Source organism: Gayadomonas joobiniege G7 (assembly GCF_000300815.1).
Taxonomy (GTDB): Bacteria; Pseudomonadota; Gammaproteobacteria; order Enterobacterales; family Alteromonadaceae; genus Catenovulum; species Catenovulum joobiniege.
On the sequence record NZ_AMRX01000001.1, the window covers coordinates 54,522 to 73,224 of the forward strand.

At 43.3% G+C, this 18,703-nt stretch carries 14 protein-coding genes and 5 tRNA genes; all 19 read right to left on the reverse strand.

Annotated elements, in window-relative coordinates:
- Positions 1-37: 37 nt before the first annotated feature.
- On the reverse strand, positions 38-2,134 hold the full coding sequence (gene fusA, locus C727_RS0100280; RefSeq protein ID WP_017443617.1) for an elongation factor G: 2,097 nt from the start codon (positions 2,132-2,134) through the stop codon (positions 38-40).
- A gap of 27 nt (positions 2,135-2,161) precedes the next feature.
- Complete coding sequence (gene rpsG, locus C727_RS0100285) at positions 2,162-2,632, reverse strand: 30S ribosomal protein S7 (protein WP_017443618.1); 471 nt, start codon at positions 2,630-2,632, stop codon at positions 2,162-2,164.
- A gap of 77 nt (positions 2,633-2,709) precedes the next feature.
- Positions 2,710-3,084, reverse strand: a complete 375-nt coding sequence (gene rpsL, locus C727_RS0100290) for a 30S ribosomal protein S12 (protein WP_017443619.1) — start codon at positions 3,082-3,084, stop codon at positions 2,710-2,712.
- A gap of 156 nt (positions 3,085-3,240) precedes the next feature.
- Complete coding sequence (gene rpoC / locus C727_RS0100295) at positions 3,241-7,461, reverse strand: DNA-directed RNA polymerase subunit beta' (protein WP_017443620.1); 4,221 nt, start codon at positions 7,459-7,461, stop codon at positions 3,241-3,243.
- A gap of 74 nt (positions 7,462-7,535) precedes the next feature.
- Positions 7,536-11,564 carry a DNA-directed RNA polymerase subunit beta gene (gene rpoB / locus C727_RS0100300; RefSeq protein ID WP_017443621.1) on the reverse strand — a complete coding sequence of 1,343 codons (4,029 nt, stop codon included), beginning with the start codon at positions 11,562-11,564 and terminating at the stop codon, positions 7,536-7,538.
- A gap of 172 nt (positions 11,565-11,736) precedes the next feature.
- Positions 11,737-12,105, reverse strand: coding sequence for a 50S ribosomal protein L7/L12 (gene rplL / locus C727_RS0100305; RefSeq protein WP_017443622.1), 369 nt, complete (start codon positions 12,103-12,105; stop codon positions 11,737-11,739).
- Positions 12,106-12,161: 56 nt separating this feature from the next.
- Positions 12,162-12,656, reverse strand: a complete 495-nt coding sequence (rplJ, locus tag C727_RS0100310; protein WP_017443623.1) for a 50S ribosomal protein L10 — start codon at positions 12,654-12,656, stop codon at positions 12,162-12,164.
- A 260-nt stretch (positions 12,657-12,916) separates the two neighbouring features.
- Entirely contained in the window at positions 12,917-13,621 is a 705-nt protein-coding gene (gene rplA / locus C727_RS0100315; RefSeq protein ID WP_017443624.1) for a 50S ribosomal protein L1, read from the reverse strand.
- Between the two features lie 3 nt (positions 13,622-13,624).
- Positions 13,625-14,053, reverse strand: coding sequence for a 50S ribosomal protein L11 (gene rplK / locus C727_RS0100320; protein WP_017443625.1), 429 nt, complete (start codon positions 14,051-14,053; stop codon positions 13,625-13,627).
- A 103-nt stretch (positions 14,054-14,156) separates the two neighbouring features.
- Positions 14,157-14,699, reverse strand: coding sequence for a transcription termination/antitermination protein NusG (gene nusG, locus C727_RS0100325; protein ID WP_017443626.1), 543 nt, complete (start codon positions 14,697-14,699; stop codon positions 14,157-14,159).
- A 4-nt stretch (positions 14,700-14,703) separates the two neighbouring features.
- Positions 14,704-15,084, reverse strand: a complete 381-nt coding sequence (gene secE, locus C727_RS0100330) for a preprotein translocase subunit SecE (protein WP_017443627.1) — start codon at positions 15,082-15,084, stop codon at positions 14,704-14,706.
- Positions 15,085-15,146: 62 nt separating this feature from the next.
- A tRNA-Trp gene (locus C727_RS0100335) sits at positions 15,147-15,223 on the reverse strand.
- A 59-nt stretch (positions 15,224-15,282) separates the two neighbouring features.
- Positions 15,283-16,467, reverse strand: a complete 1,185-nt coding sequence (tuf, locus tag C727_RS0100340) for an elongation factor Tu (RefSeq protein ID WP_017443628.1) — start codon at positions 16,465-16,467, stop codon at positions 15,283-15,285.
- Between the two features lie 75 nt (positions 16,468-16,542).
- A tRNA-Thr gene (locus tag C727_RS0100345) sits at positions 16,543-16,618 on the reverse strand.
- Positions 16,619-16,624: 6 nt separating this feature from the next.
- Positions 16,625-16,699, reverse strand: a tRNA-Gly gene (locus C727_RS0100350).
- A gap of 32 nt (positions 16,700-16,731) precedes the next feature.
- Positions 16,732-16,816: transfer RNA gene (locus tag C727_RS0100355), tRNA-Tyr, on the reverse strand.
- A gap of 17 nt (positions 16,817-16,833) precedes the next feature.
- Positions 16,834-16,909, reverse strand: a tRNA-Thr gene (locus tag C727_RS0100360).
- A gap of 109 nt (positions 16,910-17,018) precedes the next feature.
- Entirely contained in the window at positions 17,019-17,729 is a 711-nt protein-coding gene (locus tag C727_RS0100365; RefSeq protein WP_017443629.1) for a type III pantothenate kinase, read from the reverse strand.
- Positions 17,729-18,691, reverse strand: coding sequence for a biotin--[acetyl-CoA-carboxylase] ligase (locus C727_RS0100370; protein ID WP_017443630.1), 963 nt, complete (start codon positions 18,689-18,691; stop codon positions 17,729-17,731). Before C727_RS0100370 ends, C727_RS0100365 begins: the two co-directional genes overlap by 1 nt.
- Positions 18,692-18,703 lie beyond the last annotated feature (12 nt).

An 18,703-nucleotide genomic window follows, 5' to 3' on the forward strand; every position in this document is an offset into this window, starting at 1 on the left:
ATCTGACGGCCTCAAAGGAGGCCTATCCTAACAATTATTAATTACGTGATTCAATAATTTGATCAGTAATATTTTTAGGAGCCTCACCGTAGTTCAGGAACTCCATTGAGTAAGATGCACGACCTTGAGTCTGCGAACGCAGATCAGTTGCGTACCCAAACATTTCAGCCAGTGGTACTTTAGCGTTTACTAGCTTAATGCCGCCAGGGCCATCTTCCATCCCGTCAATCATACCACGACGACGGTTTAGATCACCTACTACATCCCCCATAAACTCCTCAGGAGTTGTTACTTCAACCTTCATTACTGGTTCAAGTATAACAGGGTTTGCTTCAGCTGAGCCTTTTTTGAAGCCCATTGACCCGGCAATTTTAAACGCCATTTCGTTAGAGTCAACATCATGATAAGAACCATCAAATAATGTGACTTTAACGTCCAGAACAGGATAACCCGCCAGTACACCTGACCGCATCTGCTCCTGGATACCTTTATCCACCGCAGGAATATATTCTTTGGGTACAACACCGCCAACGATATCATTGACGAATTCGTAACCTGCACCTTCTTCCTGAGGCTCAATTTTAAGCCAGACATGACCGTATTGACCACGACCACCTGACTGACGAACGAACTTACCCTCTACTTCAACAGTAGAACGTATCGTTTCTCGGTAAGCCACTTGTGGTTTACCGACGTTCGCTTCTACTTTAAATTCTCGGCGCATCCGGTCAACAATAATGTCAAGGTGCAGTTCACCCATACCTGATATAATTGTTTGCCCAGATTCATCATCCGTTTCAACTCGAAAAGAAGGATCTTCTGCTGCAAGTTTGCCTAACGCTATGCCCATTTTTTCTTGATCGGCTTTCGTTTTAGGCTCTACCGCGACTGAAATAACCGGATCCGGAAATTCCATGCGTTCCAATGTGATAATTGCTTCTGGGTCACATAAAGTATCGCCAGTAGTAACATCTTTTAGACCGATCGCAGCAGCTATATCGCCCGCACGCACTTCTTTAAGCTCTTCACGTTTATTGGAGTGCATTTGCACAATTCGACCAAAACGTTCTTTGTTGCTTTTAACTGGATTAAATGAAGCGTCACCAGTTTTCACAACACCCGAATAAACTCGGAAAAAAGTTAAAGTCCCAACAAACGGGTCAGTCGCAATTTTAAATGCGAGCGCTGCAAATGGCTCGTCATCATCTGACTTACGTACGCCAGTACTTTCATCCGGGTTAATCCCTTCAATTGGCGGCACATCAACAGGTGATGGCATAAAGTCGATGACAGCATCCAATACTGCTTGAACACCTTTATTTTTGAACGCTGAACCACAAGTACATAAAACAATTTCGTTATTTAGGGTGCGCTGGCGCAAAGCTGATTTGATCTCAGCTTCACTCAACTCTTCACCTTCTAAATACTTGTCCATGAGCTCTTCGTTTGCTTCAGCAGCGGCTTCGATCATTTTCTCGCGCCACTCTTGGCATTCATCAACCATGTCAGCTGGAATTTCTTCGTACGAGAAGGTCATTCCTCGATCTTCTTCATTCCAGTTAATGTACTTCATTTTTAGCAGATCGACTACACCGGTGAAGTCGTCTTCTGCGCCAACAGGTAACTGAATAGGAACAGGGGTTGCGTTCAGGCGTTTTTCAATTTGGCGCACAACCGCTAAAAAGTCAGCGCCTGTACGGTCCATTTTATTGACAAAAACCATTCGCGGTACATGGTATTTATCAGCCTGACGCCAAACGGTTTCAGACTGAGGCTGCACGCCTGACGAGGCACAAAAAACAACCACAGCACCATCTAATACCCGCAGTGAACGCTCAACTTCAATCGTAAAGTCAACGTGTCCTGGTGTATCTATGATGTTTATTCTGTGCTCATCATATTGTGCATCCATACCACGCCAAAACGTAGTGGTTGCAGCCGATGTAATAGTAATACCACGTTCCTGTTCTTGTTCCATCCAGTCCATGGTTGCAGCACCATCGTGAACTTCACCAATTTTATGGCTAAGTCCGGTATAAAAAAGTACACGCTCAGTTGTCGTGGTTTTACCCGCGTCAACGTGTGCACATATACCTATATTCCGATAGCGCTCAATTGGTGTTTTACGAGCCACAATATATATCCTCTTAGTTCGAACTGATTACCAACGGTAGTGAGCGAACGCTTTGTTGGCTTCTGCCATACGGTGAACATCTTCACGCTTCTTAACAGCAGTACCTTTATTTTCAGACGCATCTAATATTTCAGCGGCCAGACGCAGGGCCATAGATTTTTCACCACGCTTACGAGCAGCTTCAACCAACCAACGCATACCTAATGTATTACGACGAACTGGACGTACTTCTACTGGAACTTGGTAAGTAGAACCACCTACACGGCGAGATTTAACCTCAACCGCTGGACGAACATTGTCCAGAGCGGCTTCAAATACGTCTAAGTGCTCTTTGCTAGACTTTTCAGCCGCCGCATCTAATGCACCGTATACGATTTTTTCAGCTGTTGATTTTTTGCCGTCTAACATAACGACATTTACGAATTTTGCTAATAGTTCACTATTGAACTTAGGATCAGGCAGAATTTTACGCTGACCTATGACTCTTCTTCTTGGCATTTTAATTACTCCAATTTTTCAGGGATCACCCAAAACTAAAAATTTACTTGCTTGGCCTTACTCGGATCGGAGAACCGTTAAGCCTTAGGTCTCTTGGCACCGTACTTAGAACGGCCCTGCTTGCGGTTATTTACGCCTGCGCAGTCCAAAGAACCACGAACAGTGTGATAACGCACACCTGGTAAATCTTTTACACGACCACCACGAATCAGAACAACACTGTGCTCTTGTAAGTTGTGGCCTTCTCCACCAATGTATGAAGATACTTCATAACCATTGGTTAAACGTACACGACAAACTTTACGTAATGCCGAGTTTGGTTTTTTTGGTGTTGTCGTATAAACACGAGTACAAACACCACGTCGCTGTGGACAAGCTTCTAATGCAGGTACGTTGCTTTTAGCAACCTGCTTTACGCGAGGCTTGCGCACGAGCTGGTTAATAGTTGCCATTAACTGCTCCTAAAATATTAATTAGCGTTAAAATGAAAAATCCGCGCCTCTATGACTAGAGGCCGCGGAATTTTAATGGTCAAGTAATGAACTGTCAATGGTAACACGCAGCCTAAAGGTGATTATCTCGGCTGCATGCGACATTTTTATGACATTTTAGTCATTATCACTACTGAAATCGGCATTTAACGCATCAGTCAGGGCGCGTTCAGCTTCGTCGGCTGAAACCGAGGTTTCAATAACAGGCTCTTGCGCCTGCTGACGTTTTTGCTGTCGTTTCTGATGATACGCAAAACCTGTACCGGCTGGAATTAAGCGACCAACAATTACGTTTTCTTTCAAACCACGTAAATCATCGGCTTTACCACCAACAGCTGCTTCAGTTAATACACGGGTCGTTTCTTGGAACGAAGCCGCAGAAATAAATGATTCTGTTGATAGTGACGCTTTAGTGATACCTAATAAGAGGTATTCGTAAGACGCCGGTTGTTTGTTTTCGGCTTCTAATTCACGATTGGCGATATTAACCGCAGCCACTTCTGCTGTTTCTCCGGCTAAGAACTGGCTATCACCAGCTGACTTAATTTCGCACTTACGCAACATTTGACGTACGATGACTTCAATGTGCTTATCGTTAATTTTTACACCTTGCAAACGGTATACTTCTTGAACTTCGTTGACGATGTAGTTACAAACATCCTGGATACCACGTAAACGTAAAATGTCATGTGGTGATTCTGGACCATCTGCAATGACCTCACCTTTTTCAACTTGTTCACCTTCAAAGACGTTTAACTGACGCCATTTCGGGATCATTTCTTCGTGCTGGACGCCAGCCTGGTCTGCGGTAATGATTAAGCGACGCTTGCCTTTTGTCTCTTTACCAAAACTAACGGTCCCAGAGATCTCTGCCAAAATAGCTGGATCTTTTGGTTTGCGCGCTTCAAACAAATCGGCAACGCGTGGCAGACCACCCGTAATATCCCGAGTTTTTGAACTCTCCTGCGGGATACGTGCAATGGCGTCACCTGAATGCACTTGAGCACCATCTTCTAGGTTGACTAACGCATTACCTGGTAAGAAGTACTGAGCTGGCATTTCGGTACCACTCATATTTACCGCTTGGCCATTTTCATCAACCAAACGGATAGCGGGACGCATTTCTTTACCCGAACCAGTGCGATCTTTTGGATCGATAACAACGATGCTAGATAAACCTGTCAATTCGTCTGTTTGACGCGTAATAGTTACACCATCAACCATATCGTGGAACTGAACTTTACCCGCGACCTCTGTGATAATTGGGTGCGTATGCGGATCCCAAGTTGCAATCACTTCGCCACCAGTAACAGCTTCACCTTCGGCTTTAGTTAACGTTGCACCATAAGGGATTTTATAACGCTCACGCTGACGGCCTTGCTCATCGATAACAGTTAATTCGCTTGAACGTGAAGTAATCACTAATTCGTTATTAGAATTAGTTACGTGCTTCACACGGGCTAACTTGATAGAACCATCCGTTTTAACCTGAATGCTGTTTTCAGCAGAGGCTCTTGATGCAGCACCACCAATGTGGAAAGTACGCATGGTTAACTGAGTACCTGGTTCACCGATTGATTGAGCTGCGATAACCCCAACAGACTCGCCTTGGTTAATCAGGTGTCCACGAGCTAAGTCACGACCGTAACATTTACCACAGACGCCAAAGTCATTGTTACAAGTGATAACGGAGCGTACTTTAACTTCATCAATTGATTTGGCTTCTAACAGGTCACACAAGGCTTCATCAATCATGATGTTGCGCTCGATTAACACACTGCCATCTGTGTCTAACACATCTTCAGCAACAACACGACCCAGTACACGCTCACGTAGTGGTTCTACAACGTCACCACCTTCAATTAATGGACGCATCCAAGTGCCGTTTTCGGTACCACAATCTTCGCCCATTACAACCATGTCTTGCGCGACGTCAACTAAACGACGGGTCAAATAACCAGAGTTTGCAGTTTTTAATGCGGTATCAGCCAAACCTTTACGCGCACCGTGAGTTGAAATAAAGTACTGAAGTACGTTTAAACCTTCACGGAAGTTAGCAATAATTGGGGTTTCGATGATTGAACCATCTGGCTTAGCCATCAAACCACGCATACCTGCTAACTGACGGATCTGAGCAGGTGAACCCCGTGCACCAGAGTCAGCCATCATGTAAATAGAGTTAAAGCTAGCTTGTTCCTCTTCTTCACCTTTGGCATTGGTCACTATATCTTTAGACAGGTTATCCATCATTGACTTAGCAACACGTTCGTTCGCAGACGACCAAATATCAATAATTTTATTGTATTTTTCGCCAGCGGTCACTAAACCAGATTGGAACTGCTCCTGAATTTCGCTTACTTCAGCTTCGGCTTCATCAATGATGCCTTTTTTCGCTTCTGGAATAACCATATCTTGCAGACCCACAGATACACCTGAAACCATTGCATAATGGAAACCTGTATACATAATTTGGTCAGCAAAAATAACGGTATCTTTCAGACCTAATGAACGGTACGAAGTGTTCAATAAACGTGAAATCTGCTTTTTACCCATAGGTTGGTTGATTAACTCAAACGGCATACCTTTAGGTAAAATTAGTGATAAGATAGCACGACCCGCAGTTGTATCAACGATGCTGGTTTTAGCTTCCATTTCACCTTGTTCGTTTTCAACATATTCGGTTAAACGAACTTTTACGCGAGAGTGCAGCTCAACAAATCCAGTGCGATATGCTTTTTCAGCTTCTTTTGGATCTTTAAATACTGTGCCTTCGCCTAAACCATTCACTTTATCACGCGTCATATAGTACAAGCCCAATACAACGTCCTGTGAAGGAACGATAATAGGCTCACCATTAGCAGGTGATAAAATGTTGTTGGTTGACATCATAAGCGCACGAGCTTCTAACTGTGCTTCTAATGTCAGTGGTACGTGAACCGCCATCTGGTCACCATCGAAGTCAGCGTTATACGCCGCACAAACTAATGGATGCAGATGAATTGCTTTACCTTCGATTAAAACAGGTTCAAACGCCTGGATACCTAATCTGTGCAAAGTAGGTGCACGGTTTAATAAAACCGGGTGTTCACGAATTACTTCATCTAACACATCCCAAACTTCTGGTGCTTCACGCTCTACTAATTTTTTAGCAGCTTTGATGGTTGTTGCTAAACCGCGTAATTCTAATTTGCCGTAAATAAATGGTTTGAATAATTCAAGTGCCATTTTTTTCGGTAAACCACACTGGTGTAAGCGTAACGTTGGGCCTACTGTGATAACAGAACGACCAGAGTAGTCAACACGCTTACCCAACAAGTTCTGACGGAAACGACCTTGTTTACCTTTGATCATGTCGGCCAAAGATTTTAATGGACGTTTGTTAGAGCCAGTGATAGCTCGGCCACGGCGACCATTGTCTAATAAGGCGTCAACCGCTTCTTGTAACATACGTTTTTCATTGCGAACAATAATGTCCGGCGCAGCTAAATCTAACAAGCGCTTTAAACGGTTGTTACGGTTGATCACTCGACGATATAAATCGTTCAGATCAGACGTTGCAAAACGACCACCGTCCAATGGTACTAAAGGTCGTAAATCAGGTGGCAGTACCGGCAATACTGTCATGATCATCCAAACAGGATCATTCCCTGATTGGTGAAACGCTTCCATTAACTTAAGACGTTTAGTGATCTTTTTACGCTTAGTTTCTGAGTTGGTTTCAGGCAATTCTTCGCGCATTTCGCGGATCTGTTGCTCTAAATCTATATGCTTTAATAAGTCCAGAACCGCTTCTGCACCCATTTTAGCTTCAAACTCGTCACCATATTCTTCTAGCGCATCTAGATAATCTTCTTCATTTAAAAGCTGGCTGCGCTCTAAACTGGTCATGCCAGGCTCAGTGACAACAAATGATTCAAAATATAAAACGCGTTCGATGTCACGTAAGGTCATATCTAACATTAAACCAATACGGGACGGTAATGATTTTAAGAACCATATGTGGGCAACTGGGCTCGCTAATTCGATGTGACCCATGCGCTCACGACGCACTTTAGTGAGCGTCACTTCAACGCCACACTTTTCACAAATTACACCACGGTGCTTAAGACGTTTGTATTTACCACACAAACATTCGTAATCTTTAACAGGACCAAAGATACGCGCACAGAATAAACCATCGCGTTCCGGTTTAAAGGTACGATAGTTAATGGTTTCAGGCTTTTTAACTTCACCAAATGACCATGAACGGATCATATCTGGTGATGCCAGACCAATGCGAATACTGTCAAATTCTTCAGTTTTATTCTGCTGCTTGAGAAACTTCAGTAAGTCTTTCACGCTGATTCTCCACTCGGAGTTAAAATCCAAGCTGCGGTGTAACACCGCAGCCTCTCATGTCTAGCCGATGAAGCTTATTCTTCTTCCAGCTCGATGTTGATGCCCAGAGAGCGAATCTCTTTAAGTAATACGTTAAAGGATTCAGGAATACCTGGCTCCATTTTATGATTACCATCAACAATATTTTTGTACATCTTAGTACGGCCATTCACGTCATCCGACTTAACCGTAAGCATTTCTTGCAGCGTATAAGATGCACCATAAGCTTCAAGTGCCCACACTTCCATCTCACCGAAGCGCTGACCACCAAACTGTGCTTTACCACCTAATGGTTGCTGCGTTACTAAGCTGTAAGAGCCAGTTGAACGCGCGTGCATTTTATCATCAACCAAGTGGTTAAGTTTAAGCATATACATGTAACCAACAGTTACTTTACGCTCAAACTCACGACCAGTACGGCCGTCATACAGTTGAATCTGACCATCTTCCGGGATCCCGGCCAGGGTCAATAATTCTTTTAATTCAGGCTCTTTTGCACCGTCAAATACTGGCGTTGCAACAGGTAAACCTTTTTTCAGGTGTTCGGCCAAACGATAAACTTCTTCATCGCTAAAGCTGGCAATATCTACGCCTTGGGTATTACCACCAACATCATACACGCTCTGCAGGTAATTACGTAACTCATGCAACTCACGTTGCTCAGCTAACATCTTGTTAATTTGAGTCCCGATACCACGTGCGGCTGCACCTAAGTGAGTTTCTAAGATCTGCCCTACGTTCATCCGTGACGGTACACCCAATGGGTTTAATACAATATCGACAGGCTCGCCTGTTTCATCGTATGGCATATCTTCGATTGGCAGGATAGTTGAGATAACACCTTTGTTACCGTGACGCCCCGCCATCTTATCACCAGACTGAATATGACGTTTAACCGCTAAATAAACTTTAACAATTTTCAAAACACCCGGTGCTAAATCATCACCTTGAGTGATCTTACGTCGTTTAGCTTCTAACTTTTTGTCAAACTCGTCATGTAGATCTTGGTATTGCTCAGAAATCGCTTCTAATTCATTTTGTGCTTCTTCATCGTTCAAGCTTTGATTAAACCATTTAGCTTTATCTAATGAATCAATCACAGACTCGGCAATACCACCTTTGATTAATACAGCACGTGCACGAGCAAAGATATCGTCTTCGAATATCTTCATTTCTGTGCCTAAATCTTTTTTGATTTCGGCCACTTGCATTTGTTCAATTTCTTTCGCTCTTTGGTCTTTTTCAACCCCGTCACGAGTAAATACTTGAACATCTATTACTGTACCCGTCACGCTGGTAGGTACACGCAATGAGCTATCTTTTACATCAGAGGCTTTTTCACCAAAAATAGCTCTTAGTAGTTTTTCTTCTGGTGTTAATTGAGTTTCACCTTTTGGTGTCACTTTACCAACCAGAATATCGCCACCTTTAACTTCGGCACCAATATAAACAACACCAGACTCATCTAACTTAGATAATGCAGACTCACCAACGTTAGGAATATCCGAAGTAATCTCTTCTGGACCTAATTTAGTATCACGAGCAATACAAGATAACTCTTGAATATGAATGGTCGTTAATCTGTCTTCCTGAACAACACGCTCAGACACCAAGATTGAATCTTCGAAGTTATAACCGTTCCAAGGCATAAATGCGATACGCATGTTTTGCCCTAACGCTAATTCACCTAAGTCAGTTGACGGACCGTCGGCTAACACGTCACCTCGAACCACTGGGATGCCGGGCTCAACGGTTGGACGCTGATTTATACAAGTGTTCTGATTAGAACGTGTGTATTTAGTCAGGTTATAAATATCTATACCTGCTTCACCCGGTACGGTTTCAGCGTCATTCACTTTAACAACGATACGGCTGGCATCAACGTATTCGATCACACCACCCCGTTTAGCAACAACAGTAACACCTGAATCCTTAGCAACTGTTTTTTCAACGCCAGTACCTACTAATGGCTTATCAGCTTTTAATGTAGGAACCGCTTGACGTTGCATGTTTGAACCCATCAAGGCACGGTTAGCATCATCGTGCTCAAGGAATGGAATCAAAGACGCAGCTACCGAAACGATTTGTTGTGGTGAAACATCCATATACTGAACTTCTTCTGAGTTCATCAGGGTGAATTCACTCTTATAACGGCAGTTAACTAATTCGTCTGTTAATTTGCCGTCTTCGTCCGTTGCCGCGCTTGCCTGTGCGATAACAAAGTTGCCTTCTTCAATCGCAGACAGATATTCGATTTCGTCCGTTACCTGACCATCAACTACTTTTCGGTAAGGTGTTTCTAAAAAGCCAAAATCATTCGTTCTGGCATAACTCGCTAGCGAGTTAATCAAACCGATATTTGGACCTTCAGGTGTTTCGATCGGACATAAACGTCCATAGTGAGTTGGATGTACGTCTCGAACCTCAAACCCAGCTCGTTCACGAGTTAAACCACCCGGACCTAACGCAGAAATACGACGCTTGTGTGTCACTTCTGACAACGGGTTATTCTGATCCATAAATTGTGATAATTGTGATGAACCAAAATACTCTTTAACAGCCGCCGAAATAGGTTTAGCGTTAATTAAATCTTGTGGTGTCAGGTTATCTAAATCACCTAAGCTTAATCTTTCTTTAACCGCACGCTCAACACGCACTAAACCAACACGGAACTGGTTTTCAGCCATTTCACCAACGCTACGAATACGGCGGTTACCCAAGTGGTCGATATCGTCCACTTCACCTTTACCATCACGGATGTCGATAAGTGTTTTCATCACATCAATAATGTCTTGGTTTGATAAGGTTCCTTCGCCAGTCAACTCATCACGTTTAACACGACGGTTGAACTTCATACGACCTACGTTTGATAAGTCATAGCGCTCGTCATTAAAGAACAGATTTTCAAATAAAGCTTCGGCCGCTTCTTTTGTTGGTGGCTCACCTGGTCGCATCATGCGATAGATTTCAACTAAGGCCTCTAAACGGTTGCTTGTGCTATCCACACGCAAGGTTTCTGCCATATAAGCGCCGTGGTCTAAATCATTAATATATAGAGTTTCTAACGATTTGTGACCCGCTTTGCTCAATTCAGCTAATAACTCTAACGTAATTTCGCTATTGGCTTCAGCAATTACTTCACCGGTAGATTCATCTACATAAGATTTTTTCAGTAATTTACCAATCAGGTATTCTACTGGCACTTCTAATTCGGTGATATTGGCTTTGCTTAGTTGGCGGATATGACGCGCTGTGATACGACGGCCTTGCTCAACTAAAACATTGCCTTCGCCATCTAATATATCAAATGATGCAGTTTCACCTAATAAACGCTCTGGCACCAGCTCCATGCTGCAGCCGTTGTTTTTTATTTCAAAATTAACTGATTCAAAGAAGATATCCAAGATTTCTTCAGTTGAATAATCTAATGCACGCAAGATGATAGACGCAGGTAATTTTCTGCGGCGGTCAATACGCACAAATAAGTTGTCTTTTGGATCAAACTCAAAATCTAACCAAGATCCACGGTAAGGGATCACTCGAGCGTTATATAACACTTTACCTGACGAGTGTGTTTTACCTTTATCATGGTCAAAAAACACACCAGGCGAACGGTGAAGCTGAGAAACAATAACACGCTCTGTGCCATTAATCACAAAGGTACCATTTTCTGTCATGAGTGGAATTTCACCCATGTATACTTCTTGTTCTTTGATATCTTTGATCGTACCAGCTGGTGCTTCTTTATCGTACAGCACAAGTCTGAGTTTTACGCGCAGCGGCGCCGAATAGGTTACCCCACGGATTTGACATTCTTTAACATCAAATACGGGCTCGCCCAGCAGATAACTGACATACTGAAGCTCAGCATTGCCTGAATAACTGACAATCGGGAATACAGAACGGAATGCAGCTTCCAGACCGTATTGGCCATCAGGATCTGCATCAATGAATTTTCGGAAAGAGTCTAACTGGATGGAAAGTAAGTAAGGGACATCCAGAACCTGTGGACGCTTACCAAAATCCTTACGAATGCGTTTCTTTTCGGTATAAGAATAAGCCATGGGGTTCCTCAGCTTGCTGATTTAAAGATTACAATCTTGGCTGTGTTTGTAACCGGCAATCATAATAGACTTTTTTGAGCTTTTTGGCACAAAGCTCTATAGCGCAAAAAGGCCGGCACTTTAGCAGCGCCAGCCCTCGCCCGTTAAGGCATATAAACTGTTAAAAAACAGCTTATTTAACTTCAACTTCAGCACCAGCTTCTTCAAGTGCTTTTTTCAGTTCTTCAGCTTCTTCTTTAGAAGCGCCTTCTTTGATTGGAGCAGGAGCACCATCAACTAAAGCTTTAGCTTCTTTCAGACCCAGACCGGTAGCGCCACGAACAGCTTTGATAGTCGCAACTTTGTTACCACCAGCAGCTTTCAGAATTACGTCGAATTCTGTTTGCTCTTCAGCTGCTTCACCAGCACCTGCAGGGCCAGCAACAACTGCAGCAGCAGCTGATACGCCGAATTTTTCTTCCATTGCAGAAACCAGTTCTACAACATCCATAACTGACATTTCTGCAATTGCATCAATGATTTGGTCTTTAGTGATAGACATACTTTTAATCCTGAATAAATTTTTAAACTAATGAATAATTTATGCAACAGCACGCATTAAGCGGCTGCTTCTTCTTTCTGATCGCGAACAGCTGCAATAGTACGAACAAGTTTGCCTGCAGCCGCTTCTTTCATGCAGCTCATCAGTTTTGCCAGACCTTCTTCGTATGTAGGCAGAGAAGCTAATACTTCTACGTCTGCTACCGCACCTTCAAACGCAGCACCTTTGATTTCTAAAGCTTTGTTGTTTTTTGCAAAGTCTTTTAAAATTCGAGCAGCGGCACCTGGGTGCTCTGCTGAAAATGCAATCAAAGTTGGACCAACGAAAAACTCAGATAAGCATTCGTAGTCTGTGCCTTCTACTGCGCGGCGAGCTAATGTATTACGAACAACTTGAAGTTGAACGCCTGCTTCACGCGCACTTTTGCGCAGAGCAGTCATATCAGCAACTTTTACACCACGAGAGTCAGCAATCACTGCAGAAAGTGCACCTTTGGCAGCTTCGTTGACCTGTGCGACAATTTCTTTTTTGCCTGCGAGTCCTAATGCCATTAGTGTAACTCCTGGATATCCTAGACAATATAGTCTAGATTAAAATTATCCCAAATTTAACATTTGGGCACGGATCTACGGATTAGGTCCAGAAGAGGATTAAATCTTCGAGGTTCCTTCACCGTCTACGCAGGATAATTAAGCAAAAAACAAACAATTTGCCCCTGCGGTCTTGGACGTGAGCCTTGCGGCACGACCTTAAAATCAGATCGCGCAGTTTACCTAAACTACGCGAGCCTGTAAAGCTTTTTGTTCAACAATTAAGCAGTCGTTGTAGTCAGGCTACCTGCATCAACTTGGATGCCAGCACCCATAGTTGTAGACAGACTGATTTTACCAATGTACTGACCTTTTGAAGAAGCAGGTTTTGCTTTTTTCAACGCGATAATTAAAGCTTCTAAGTTTTCTTTAATTTGCTCGTTAGAAAAATCCGCTTTACCGATAGTAGAATGGATAATACCATTTTTATCGTTACGGTAGCGTACCTGACCTGCTTTAGCATTTTTAACAGCATCAGCAACGTTAGGCGTTACTGTACCTGTTTTAGGGTTAGGCATCAGGCCACGTGGACCTAAGATTTGACCTAATTGACCAACAACGCGCATTGCATCTGGAGAAGCAACAACCACGTCAAAGTTCATTTCACCTTTTTTAACCTGCTCGGCTAAATCTTCCATACCAACAATGTCAGCACCAGCTTCTTTAGCAGCTTCAGCATTTGCGCCTTGGGTAAATACAGCAACACGAACTGTACGACCAGTACCATGAGGTAACACAGTCGCGCCACGAACGTTTTGATCTGATTTACGTGCGTCAATACCTAAATTGATCGCAGCATCAAAGCTTTCAGTAAATTTAGCTGTTGCCAGCTCTTTTAATAACTCAACCGCTTCGTTAATTTCATAAACTTTGGTTGCATCAACTTTTTCACGAATTAAACGTGCTTTTTTGCTTAACTTAGCCATTGATTAACCCTCCACAACCAAGCCCATTGAACGGGCAGAACCAGCGATTGTATTTACAGCAGCATCCAGATCAGCCGCAGTCAGATCAGGTTCTTTTGCTTTTGCAATTTCTTCTAATTGTGCACGAGTCACTGTGCCCACTTTATCAACGTGCGGCTTAGCAGAACCACTTTTGATTTTGGCAGCTTTTTTCAATAAAAATGAAGCTGGTGGCGTTTTAGTTTCGAACGTGAAAGAACGATCGTTATAAACTGTAATAACAACAGGAACTGGTGCGCCTTTTTCGATGCTTTCTGTTTTTGCGTTAAACGCTTTACAGAATTCCATGATGTTCACACCTTGTGCACCCAAAGCTGGACCAACTGGTGGACTCGGGTTTGCCATGCCAGCTGCAACTTGCAGCTTAACTAAGGCTTGTACTTTTTTAGCCATTTTAAATTACCTCATATAAAGGGGTCGAACGCCTCGTAAGTGCGAGGACACTTACTCAACGGCTTCCCAAACAAAAATTTGGCCGCGGATTATAGTCTAATCTTTAAGCCTTTTCAACTTGTGAAAATTCAAGTTCTACCGGTGTAGAGCGACCAAAAATCAATACTGATACTTTCAGGCGACTTTTTTCATAGTCAACTTCTTCAACTACACCATTAAAGTCTGCAAACGGACCATCATTAACACGAACGACTTCACCCGGTTCAAAGAGTGTTTTAGGACGTGGTTTATCGTGTGTTTCTTGCAGACGATTTAAGATAGCTTGTGCTTCGCGATCGGAAATAGGCGCAGGCCGGTCACTCGTACCACCAATGAAACCTAGTACTCTCGGCGTACTTTTAACCAAGTGCCATGATTCATCATTCATAATCATTTGCACTAATACGTAGCCTGGAAAAAATTTACGTTCGCTTTTACGCTTTTGTCCTGCGCGCATTTCAACCACTTCTTCGGTTGGCACTAGGATCTCACCAAAATAGTCTTCCATTTGGTTTAGCGCGATATGTTCTTTTAATGTCGTTGCAACTCGGCCTTCATAGCCAGAAAACGCTTGCACGACATACCAACGGAGTTTAGCTTCAGACATTATTTTATAGCCCCAATCCAGTTAAAAAAGACACTGCTCTGACCATAATGCCGTCTAAACCCCATAACAGCAAAGACATGATTAACGTCGCTATCAGTACTATGACTGTGGTACGTAATGCTTCATCACGGGTTGGCCAGATGACCTTACGAACTTCAGTGCGTGCTTCTTTTGAAAAAGTAATGGCTGATTTACCTTTAGCTGTTTGTGCAGCTATTAAGCCAGCAACCACAACAGCAGCAACCACAGCGATTGCTCGCCACAATACTGAAACCTGTTCGCTGTACCAATAATTTCCAACTACAGCTGCAGCCAGAATGATAAAGGTCAGCCCCCATTTTACCGGGTCCATACCCGATCCTTGATTTTCTGTTTCAACGCTCATTTGTTAAACCTTTTTCGGGTTTACAGACAAAAATGCCCCGCATCAAGCGAGGTTACTTTTAATGGCAGGGGTGGAGGGACTCGAACCCCCAACCATCGGTTTTGGAGACCGCTGTTCTACCAATTGGAACTACACCCCTGAATTAATTTTTTAAACACAAAAGCCCCTCAACGGGGCTTTGGGTCATTATCCTATTAATTATTGGATAATTTTAGCAACAACACCAGCACCAACTGTACGGCCACCTTCACGGATAGCGAAGCGTAAACCTTCGTCCATCGCGATTGGCGCAATCAGTTCTACTACCATTTTGATGTTATCACCTGGCATTACCATTTCTACACCTTCCGGTAATTCAACTGCACCTGTTACGTCAGTTGTACGGAAGTAGAATTGTGGACGGTAACCTTTAAAGAAAGGAGTATGACGACCACCTTCTTCTTTTGATAATACATAAACTTCTGATTCAAACTTAGTGTGTGGTGTGATTGAACCAGGCTTACATAATACTTGACCACGCTCTACGTCGTCACGCTTAGTACCACGTAATAATGCACCAATGTTCTCACCTGCACGACCTTCGTCAAGCAGTTTACGGAACATTTCTACACCTGTACAAGTCGTCTTCTGAGTATCTTTCATACCAACGATTTCGATCTCGTCACCTACGTTGATGATCCCACGCTCTACACGACCTGTGACTACTGTACCACGGCCTGAGATTGAGAATACATCTTCTACTGGCATCAAGAAAGGCTTATCGATGTCACGCTCTGGCTCTGGAATGTATGAATCTAAAGCTTCGCCTAATTCTACAATTTTAGCTTCCCACTGCTCATCGCCTTCTAAAGCTTTTAACGCTGAACCTTGGATTAATGGTAAATCATCACCTGGGAAGTCGTACTCTGAAAGTAACTCACGTACTTCCATTTCTACTAATTCTAACAATTCTTCGTCATCTACCATGTCACATTTGTTCATGAATACGATGATATAAGGTACACCGACCTGACGTGATAACAAGATGTGCTCACGTGTTTGTGGCATAGGACCATCTGCAGCTGATACTACTAAGATAGCACCATCCATTTGCGCAGCACCTGTGATCATGTTTTTAACATAGTCAGCGTGTCCTGGGCAATCTACGTGCGCGTAGTGACGTGATGGTGTGTCATATTCTACGTGTGAAGTAGAAATTGTAATACCACGCTCACGCTCTTCTGGCGCATTATCGATTGATGCGAAATCTTTAGCTTCACCACCGTGTACTTTTGCAAGTACAGTTGTGATTGCTGCTGTTAAAGTTGTTTTACCATGGTCAACGTGACCAATTGTGCCAACGTTAACGTGCGGTTTAGTACGTTCAAATTTTGCTTTAGCCACTTTAAGACCTCAACTTTAATTTACTGATTAAAAACAGGATGAGTCACATGTGCCACAATAGGAGGATGCTAAAGATGGTGCTGATACCCAGATTTGAACTGGGGACCTCACCCTTACCAAGGGTGCGCTCTACCGACTGAGCTATATCAGCAAAATTTGGAGCGGGCAGCGGGAATCGAACCCGCATCATCAGCTTGGAAGGCTGAGGTAATAGCCATTATACGATGCCCGCTTCCAGAGCAAAACCTCAAACTGTGATAATAATGGTGGAGGGGGCTGGATTCGAACCAGCGAAGGCTGAGCCGTCAGATTTACAGTCTGATCCCTTTGGCCACTCGGGAACCCCTCCGAATTTTTTATTTTTGATGGTGCCGACTGCCGGAATCGAACTGGCGACCTACTGATTACAAGTCAGTTGCTCTACCAACTGAGCTAAGTCGGCCCTGTCAAAAAGTGGTGCGAAGTTTATTGAAAGCAGACTCACCTTGCAACCCTTTTTTTATAAAAAATGCATTATTTTATCAGTTCGAACATTTTTTACCCAAAAAGCGCTATTTTATTAGGCTTTTTCGATATATGCGAAGCCCATTGAAGACTAAATCAGAGATAAATTTATTTTTTAACCCCAGCGCTAATAAATGCTGATGCAACAATGAGCCGTCTCCCCCAGCAATAATAAGTTCAGCTTGCGGATACTTTTGTTGCAGATGAGCAAAGCTGGTTTGGATTAAACTCAGTTGTGCCATCAAGGTGCCATGGCTGATGCAAGTTTCGGTTGTTCGGCCAAATTCAATCGCATCGCTATTCTGATCGCTTAGCAAAACTGATTTTTGTCCTGCTAATGCTCTCCGACTAAGGGTTAAACCTGGCACTATATACCCTCCCAAGTGTTGCTTTTGGTAAACGGCATCTATTGTTAACGCCGTCCCTGCATCAACCACCAAAGCACCCTGTTCTGATGGCGCGGCCAACATAGCTAAAAAACGATCTACGCCTAACTTCTCCGGCCTGGCATAGGTATGTTTAAAATTAATTTTTGCTTGGGTATTATCCACTTTAAAAATTTTGGCACTTGGATGTTTTTGACACAAGCAGGCAATCAATGCGGGTTGGCTTTCACTGACATCCGCTAACCAAATTTCATTCACCGAATCGGCTGGCCAAGCCATTACCGTCTCTGCACTGACCCAAGTGATCTCTTCATTTTTTAAGATGGAAAATTTAACCCGGGTATTACCGATATCTGCAAACAATACCGTCATTATAAAACTCCAGACCGTAAGCTAACTTCACCACCCGAGATAGACAAGTCTCCACTCTCTGTTGCTAATATTAGATTACCTTGTTCATTAATTCCGGTATTAATGCCCTTTAAGGTATCAGCGGCCGAAATCACATTAACTGGTTGGTTTAAATACAGATCATATGCACGCCAGCGCTCAGCGATAGGGCTGACGTTAGATTTTGGCTGACTAAAAGTCGCGAGTTCATTATTAACATATTGCACTAATTGCTGGCATAATTTATCACGTTGAATACACTGACCTTTAAACTGAGCGAGGCTTTGCCATGCTTGTTCTATGCTTTGTGCATTTTTTGTCATATTAACGTTTAAACCAATACCAATGATCACTAGGCAGGGGGGATCAAACGCGCCTTCCAGCTCAACTAAAATGCCACCAAGTTTTGCACCATCTAAATAGATATCGTTGGGCCACTTTAATTGCACCGGCCAGCCATTCGCACGAAGACAATCTGCTACGGCCAAACCCACTCTAATACTTAAACCAGACAGTTCTGCCAAAGATAAATTCAGACTTAGACCTAAACTAAAATATATATTTTGCGCAAAAGGTGAATACCAATCCCGACCACGACGACCTCGGCCAGCGGTCTGCCGCTCAGCGATCACTAACAAAGGTGCATTTTTACCCGCCTTCAGGGCCTGTTTAACATCTAAGTTTGTCGACTCTGTGCTGCGTTTAAACTGCACATCTAGCCGTTGTGGTAGAGCTTTTGCTAATGAGCCAAAGTTTAGCGGCTTGCTGTCTGCTGCAAACTGATACCCTTTGCCAGGAATTACGTCTACCGGGTAGCCCGCTTCAATTAATCTTTTAATCCATTTAGAAATACTGGTGCGACTGATATTAAACTGTTGCGACAAGGCTTGGCCTGAATGGCACTGACCATCACATAAAACTTCGAGTAAAGCATCCAGTTGCATTTTTTATCCTCT

Excerpts from the sequence above, each read along its gene's own strand:
- rplL (WP_017443622.1), bottom strand. The coding sequence starts at position 12,105 with ATGTCTATCACTAAAGACCAAATCATTGATGCAATTGCAGAAATGTCA.
- C727_RS0100365 (WP_017443629.1), bottom strand. The coding sequence starts at position 17,729 with ATGACGGTATTGTTTGCAGATATCGGTAATACCCGGGTTAAATTTTCC.
- rpsG (WP_017443618.1), bottom strand. The coding sequence starts at position 2,632 with ATGCCAAGAAGAAGAGTCATAGGTCAGCGTAAAATTCTGCCTGATCCT.
- rplA (WP_017443624.1), bottom strand. The coding sequence starts at position 13,621 with ATGGCTAAGTTAAGCAAAAAAGCACGTTTAATTCGTGAAAAAGTTGAT.
- rpoB (WP_017443621.1), bottom strand. The coding sequence starts at position 11,564 with ATGGCTTATTCTTATACCGAAAAGAAACGCATTCGTAAGGATTTTGGT.
- rpsL (WP_017443619.1), bottom strand. The coding sequence starts at position 3,084 with ATGGCAACTATTAACCAGCTCGTGCGCAAGCCTCGCGTAAAGCAGGTT.
- rplK (WP_017443625.1), bottom strand. The coding sequence starts at position 14,053 with ATGGCTAAAAAAGTACAAGCCTTAGTTAAGCTGCAAGTTGCAGCTGGC.
- nusG (WP_017443626.1), bottom strand. The coding sequence starts at position 14,699 with ATGTCTGAAGCTAAACTCCGTTGGTATGTCGTGCAAGCGTTTTCTGGC.
- rplJ (WP_017443623.1), bottom strand. The coding sequence starts at position 12,656 with ATGGCATTAGGACTCGCAGGCAAAAAAGAAATTGTCGCACAGGTCAAC.
- secE (WP_017443627.1), bottom strand. The coding sequence starts at position 15,084 with ATGAGCGTTGAAACAGAAAATCAAGGATCGGGTATGGACCCGGTAAAA.
- C727_RS0100370 (WP_017443630.1), bottom strand. The coding sequence starts at position 18,691 with ATGCAACTGGATGCTTTACTCGAAGTTTTATGTGATGGTCAGTGCCAT.